Source organism: Salinimicrobium oceani (genome assembly GCF_012037645.1).
This window is the reverse complement of the sequence record NZ_JAAVJR010000145.1, coordinates 1-698: the sequence shown is the minus strand read 5'-3', so window position 1 is coordinate 698 and position 698 is coordinate 1. Positions and strand designations below refer to the sequence as shown.

1 protein-coding gene is annotated in these 698 nt (G+C 47.9%); it reads left to right on the top strand.

Annotated features, from left to right (window positions below; genetic code table 11):
• Position 1: 1 nt before the first annotated feature.
• Positions 2-698, top strand: a 697-nt coding sequence (locus HC175_RS15920) for an acetyl-CoA hydrolase/transferase family protein (RefSeq protein WP_369074336.1), incomplete at its 3' end; no start/stop codon positions are given.

Genomic DNA, 698 nt, shown 5'->3' with positions numbered 1-698 from the left:
CATGAAAAATGCTTTAAAAATAGTAACTCTTCAAGAAGCTGTTTCTCACGTAAAATCGGGCGACCGTGTTTTTCTGCACGGGGCGGCGATGACTCCCAATATTCTAATCAATGCGCTTACAGACCGTTACCGGGAACTAAAAGATGTCGAGTTGATCCATATACATACCGAAGGTCCTGCTCCCTATACTGCTCCTCCCTATAACGAATCCTTCATGACCAACAGCTGTTTTGTTGCAGGAAATGTGAGACAGGCCGTGAATTCCAGGATAGGTGCCTATATTCCCATCTTCCTCAGCGAGATCCACCTGCTTTTCAGAAGGAATTTTCTTCCTATTGATGTGGCTTTAATTCAGGTATCTCCGCCTGATGAACACGGGTACTGTTCCCTGGGAGTTTCGGTTGACATCACGCTCCCCGCAGTGCAAACTGCCAAAAAAGTGATCGCACAGGTAAATCCTCAGGTGCCACGCACCCATGGGGACGGAATCATCCATGTAAGCCAGATCGACGCCGCGATAGCAGTAGATGTCCCTATTCACTCAACAAAGATCCCGGTGGCAACAGAGATTGAACAAAAGATCGGAGAATATGTCGCCGGACTCGTTGAAGACGGGGCTACCCTTCAAATGGGCATCGGCGGAATTCCAAATGTGGTGCTTTCCAAGCTGATGAACCACAAAAGGCTGGGTATTCATA